General features: G+C 42.8%; 3 protein-coding genes, 2 tRNA genes and 1 pseudogene. 5 read left to right on the top strand and 1 reads right to left on the bottom strand.

The window, feature by feature from the left end; genetic code table 11:
• Window positions 1–563: 563 nt before the first annotated feature.
• Window positions 564–634: transfer RNA gene (locus ACM0OY_RS39290), tRNA-Lys, on the top strand.
• 131 nt (window positions 635–765) lie between these two features.
• On the opposite strand, the gene nagZ is transcribed toward ACM0OY_RS39290, so the two are convergent.
• The gene (gene nagZ, locus ACM0OY_RS39285; RefSeq protein WP_414574117.1) at window positions 766–1,854 is read right to left on the bottom strand and encodes a beta-N-acetylhexosaminidase; all 1,089 of its coding nucleotides are present in this window, start codon (window positions 1,852–1,854) and stop codon (window positions 766–768) included.
• Window positions 1,855–2,757: 903 nt separating this feature from the next.
• On the opposite strand from nagZ, the gene pds reads away from it, so the two are divergent.
• From pds to ACM0OY_RS39265, 4 genes and pseudogenes are all read left to right on the top strand, one after another.
• A complete protein-coding gene (gene pds / locus ACM0OY_RS39280) occupies window positions 2,758–4,197 on the top strand; it encodes a 15-cis-phytoene desaturase (protein ID WP_414574116.1) in 1,440 nt (479 codons plus the stop codon).
• Window positions 4,181–5,113: a 15-cis-phytoene synthase CrtB gene (gene crtB, locus ACM0OY_RS39275; RefSeq protein ID WP_414574115.1), complete on the top strand. Its 933-nt coding sequence runs from the start codon at window positions 4,181–4,183 to the stop codon at window positions 5,111–5,113. Before pds ends, crtB begins: the two co-directional genes overlap by 17 nt.
• A 111-nt stretch (window positions 5,114–5,224) precedes the next feature.
• Window positions 5,225–5,316: transfer RNA gene (locus ACM0OY_RS39270), tRNA-Ser, on the top strand.
• A gap of 194 nt (window positions 5,317–5,510) precedes the next feature.
• Window positions 5,511–5,693 (top strand): annotated as a pseudogene (locus tag ACM0OY_RS39265) (amino acid ABC transporter substrate-binding protein); the annotation flags it as partial.
• Window positions 5,694–5,745: the final 52 nt, after the last annotated feature.

The raw sequence follows: 5,745 nt of genomic DNA, 5'->3' as shown, positions 1-5,745 counted from the left end.
TTTGAGTATTTTAACTGATTGACAAAATACGCTTTATCTTAACCTATCACCAATGATATAGGTGAGGACTTAATAGAGGTTAATGAATTAACCGTAGAATCTAGTAATTCGGTTGAGGATACATCAACGAAAGTGTTACCCAATAGGCAGCGAACTGATAAAGATTCTGGTGTGACTTTAATAAAGAAAAACAGAGTTTTCCTTAAATCTAGAAAAGTTGAGCGTCCCTCTAAGGAAGACCTACAAAAGATGATTTGGGAAACTTCTGTTCTTGAGGTGAGTCACAAGTTTGGAGTATCTGATGTTGCAATTGCTAAGTGGTGCAAAAAATACGGTATTCCTAGACCTCCAAGGGGTTACTGGGCTAAGAAAAATCAATCTAAAAATTCCACAGTGTAGATTCAGCAATCTTTTCCACCTGAAGCCGAAAAGCGAGGCGCTGTGCTGATAACACAGAAATAGGAGGGGCAGTACCTCCCTGGTGGATTGATATGTAGTGTTTCTGTTACAGAGTTTGCGATGTAATACGATCGCACTTGCTCATTTTTTATTCAAATTAACTAGGGTGGTTGGCATACCGGCTGTGCAGCGGGCTTTTAACCCGCAGAAATAGGTTCGACCCCTATACCACCCATTAAGTAATTCAAAATTCAAAATGACGCTCGCGGACACGGCTTAGCTGCGCTAACAAAATTCAAAATTAAGAAATGCAATGCTAGCTAGCCTTTTGGCAATTGGTAATATACAACTTGAATACACATTTGCTTATGAGTAGGAAGTAGCGATCGCCAGTTGAGCATGTTGCAATAATACATCTTTATCCAGAGCTTGGATGGGATATTGCGGTGTTACTGCCAGTAGTTTTTCAATTCTTTCTCTAGCTGCTTCCACAACTGATTCATCTAAGCTACCGTTACTCAGAGAATCGGCAAAATCTTCAGCAATTTGATAAGTTCTTTCAATAGATGACGAATTAATATTACGCGAAACAATAAACAGGTCGCAGCCTGCATTAAATGACCTCGCTATAGTACCAGCTTGAGTCAGCATATCTGAAACTGCTTTCATATCTAAGTCGTCAGAGACAACTACTCCCTTAAAGCCAAGTTCTTCCCTCAGTATGTTTTTCAGAATAGGTTGAGAAAGGGTTGCTGGCACATCAGGATCTATCTTCGGAAATAAGATATGAGCAGTCATAATTAAAGGAATCTGGACTTCGATGAGGGTTTTGAAAGGTATCAGTTCTCGAAGTCGCAAGTCTTCTAAGCTCAAATTGAGTATTGGTAGTTCGATGTGAGAATCTTGGCTAGTGTCTCCATGTCCGGGGAAATGTTTGGCGCATCCGATAATTCCTGAATCTCGAAGTCCAAGGTAGTAATCACGCGCACCTTGAGCAGCAGTTTCGGGAGTGCTACCGAAGGCACGAGAACCAATTACAGGATTATTGGGATGGGAGAAAATATCTGCTACAGGCGCCCAAGATAAATTTATTCCCAGGGATTTTAGCTCAATAGCTGTTGCTTTTGCTACTTCGTAGGCGTGCGATCGCAGCAATAACGCCTGAGGAAATCGCGTAATCGGCGGTGGTGTCCGAACAACACGACCTCCTTCATGATCCAAAGTCACAAACAAGGAATCGCGTTCAGTATATTCTCGTATCTGGTTGTTCAGATCCTTAAACTTTTCTAGCCAAAGCTCATAAGAAGTGCCATCTAGAAAATTTTTAGCAAAAAATATTACCCCAATGGGCTTTAATTCATTGAGTGCGTGCTTATCGTCATCACTTAATGTAGTAGTGGAAATACCCAGAATCAAGTGATTTCCAAAGCGCTTTAGCTCTTGCGATCTTGCCATAATCCTTTACCTATAGTTGTGTAGTAAACAACTGGGATACTCAACTTAAAAACATCAACCCTAATCCTATACTTTTATTGGGGTGGAAAGACAAGTCGGAACGGAGGCTTCAGACCTAGACACTTCATCGGCTTGCCGCAGGCATCCAAAATTTATTTCTTAAAACTTCAGCTAAATTAGATTTTAATGAAAGCAATTCTTATTTTATAGATGTAGATATCGATGACGTTGTTAACCATCTGAAAACTGAAGTTTATCTTCACGAATTCATCTGCCTGAAAACATTGTTAAAGAAATAGTCAGTTTTGCATATTCAACAACTTGTTATGGTGAGAAGAAATGGTCACATCTCTGGCTAAGCAAACGAGAAACAGATGAAGATATCATCGATTATTATGGTTCCGAATCTTTACTAAAGATTTGCGCCAAAGCTATAGCTTTTCATTTAATTTTACACTTCACAACTGCAAGTCACTTACAACAGTCAAAATACTTAGTTAAAGATATACAATGTTTTCATTGTTACATAAACTCAAAGTTTTTCCGGAAAATAAGCCGGAAATCATTTAGCAGTCTTGACCGATGCCCCAAGCATTTCCTGAGAGCAAATACACGAATTACCAAAGAAATCAACTGCTTTGAGACAACAGTTAATAACTAGTTTTTTTAGTCAGAAGTAATGACTTTTGTTTCTCTACATCTGGTAGTCTAAATCTAGATGAAATCAAGGCTGCAAAGCCATTGTCAACAATGGTTGTCTTGATTGGTGTGTGTCAGGCAAAATTCCCTTTTACAGAAGTTTTTTGGGAAAGCGATCGCACAACGACTACTAAATGTAACGGATTGCAACGTATAATGAGAACGGCAAAACCATTAAGAAATATTGAAGGGCATTAGGGTTAAATGCGAGTAGCGATCGCGGGTGCTGGTCTAGCAGGACTTTCCTGCGCGAAATATCTAAAAGACGCAGGTCACACTCCCATTGTCTTGGAAAGCCGGGACGTACTGGGTGGTCTTGTTGCGGCTTGGAAAGACTCTGATGGCGACTGGTACGAAACCGGGTTACACGCCTTCTTTGGGGCATATCCTAATATGCTCCAATTGCTCAAGGAGTTGGGCATTGAAGATAGACTCCAGTGGAAAGAGCACACACTGATTTTCAATCAACCAGACAAGCCTGGGACATTCTCACGTTTTGATGTTCCAGATATTCCCTCTCCATTCAACGTGATTGCGTCGATTCTTCGCAACAAAGACATGTTGACATGGGAGCAAAAGATTCGATTTGCTATTGGCCTACTTCCAGCAGTGGTTAGGGGTCAAAAGTATGTTGAAGACATGGACAAGTACAGTTTCCTAGAGTGGTTGGAAAGGCAAGGTGTTGATGAGCGAGTAACCAGTGACGTTTTTATCGCTGCATGTAAAGCCCTCACCTTTATTAACCCCGATGAAGTTTCTGCAACGATTCTCTTAACTGCGCTAAATCGGTTTCTACAAGAACGATATGGTTCTAAAATTGCATTTTTGGATGGTTCTCCTACAGAACGCCTATGCAGCCCTATCGTCGATTACATCACAGCAGGTGGTGGGGAAGTGCGGTTAAATGCGCCGTTGAAAGAGATTTTGCTCAACCCCGATAACACGGTCAAAGGATTCTTGATTCGGGGTTTAAATGGGGCAGAAGATGAAATTATCACGGCTGATGCTTACGTATCTGCCATCTCAGTAGATCCCTTGAAAGCGATTTTGCCTAGTCCTTGGAAGCAAATACAGTTTTTCCAGAAGCTAGAAGGCTTAGAAGGAGTACCAGTGATCAACCTACATCTGTGGTTTGACCGGAAACTTACAGAAATCGATCACTTGCTATTTTCGCGATCGCCACTCCTGAGCGTTTATGCTGATATGAGCAATACCTGCCGTGAATACGCCAACCCTGACCGCTCAATGCTGGAATTAGTTCTAGCCCCGGCAAAAGATTGGATAGCCAAATCCGATGAGGAGATTGTGGCTGCGACAATTGCCGAGTTAGAAAAACTTTTCCCCCACCACTTTAGGGGAGACAACCCAGCAAAACTGCTGAAATCTCATGTGGTGAAAACGCCGCGTTCAGTTTACAAAGCGACCCCCGGTCGTCAACAGTACCGTCCTGCACAAGTTACGCCGATTGCCAACTTCTATCTCGCCGGAAGTTACACCATGCAACGCTACTTAGGCAGTATGGAAGGTGCCGTACTTTCTGGTAAGCTGACAGCACAAGCGATTTCTGAGGCCTTCCCGGTAGCAAAATCCTCAAACCTGCAAACGCTCACCCGACCGCCTGCAACGAATGCTGCAACTGCCTGAATCCAAAGCCCGCATGAAAACGCTGGTCTCTGTGGACGAGTCCTACGAACTTTGTCGTCATCTCATAGCCAAGTATTCCACGACTTTTTACCTCAGTACTTTGCTTCTGAGCAAGGAAAAGCGTCCCGCTATTTGGGCAATCTATGCTTGGTGTCGCCGTTTAGATGAACTGGTCGATGGTCCTGCATCTGCTATTACCACGCCAGAAACCCTAGACCTCTGGGAGCAGCAGCTAGAATCGATTTTTGCTGGACACCCATTGGATAATTTCGACGTAGCTTTGGTAGATACTGTTCAACGCTTCCCGATGGACATTCAGCCCTTTCGGGACATGATTGCCGGTCAACGTATGGACTTATACCGAAGTCGCTATGAAACCTTCGAGGAGTTATATCTTTACTGTTATCGTGTCGCCGGCACTGTAGGCTTGATGTCAACAGCAGTCATGGGATTGGATACTAGCAACAATACAGCTCCGTGGTATCGCGAACAACACCCACATAATCCCACCGAAGAAGAAATTGCCTTGGGAATTGCCAAGCAACTTACCAACATCTTGCGAGATGTTGGTGAGGATGCCCGACGCGGACGAATTTATATTCCTCTAGAAGATTTGGCGAGATTCGATTATACCGAACAAGACTTGTTTGAGGGTATAGTGGACGATCGCTGGCGTTCCTTGATGCGCTTTCAAATTGCTCGGGCACGACAGTTTTATCGCAAGGCAGAAAAAGGAATCTCATACCTAGCTACTGATGGTCGTTGGCCTGTGTGGGCGGCTCTGATGCATTACAGTGGGATTTTAACTGTAATAGAACGTAACGATTATAATGCTTTCACTAAACGCGCCTACGTGCCTCAGTGGCGAAAGTTACGTTCTTTGCCCATGGCCTGGATGCGATCGCAAGTCCTTTGAGAATTAGTCATTGGTCATTGGTCATTAGTCATTAGTCAAATGAGAAAGACAGATGACAAATGACTATTGACTCTCCCAAACAAATCTGCTAACATCATTATTCGTGACCCTGGAGAGGTGGCTGAGTGGTCGAAAGCGGCAGATTGCTAATCTGTTGTACGGCAGGCAACTCCGTACCGAGGGTTCGAATCCCTCCCTCTCCGTTTTTCAAATCTTGAGCCACAATGACACTATATTGTGTGCATAAAAATATTTACACTCGGAGTAAGCACTTTTACTTCCTCAGAGGGATGCTATGATTTATCCTTTGGAGTCCTGAGAAAATCAAACTAACTTGTAAAGCTAGTTTGAATATTACTTTTAGGCTCCTAAATATTCTGAGGAGTGAAAGTAACTTATGCAAAGAATTAGTGCAGCCTTAACCTTGAGTATAATTACCCTAGCAACTGGGTTCCTCTTAGCTGCTTGTGAAGATTCTCCGCAAAACCCCACAGCTAGCGGACTAAAAATTGGTTCCCTGCTGCCAACAACAGGTGATTTAGCATCTATTGGACAGCAGATGTCACCTAGTGTTCCCTTAGGGACTTCCAGAGAATAAAATATACAGTTAACAAAAATGATAATCATTCTGA

This window comes from Nostoc sp. CCY 9925 (assembly GCF_963920935.1).
In the GTDB taxonomy this organism is placed as follows: Bacteria; Cyanobacteriota; Cyanobacteriia; order Cyanobacteriales; family Nostocaceae; genus Nostoc.
This window is presented reverse-complemented; position numbering and strand designations above follow the sequence as displayed.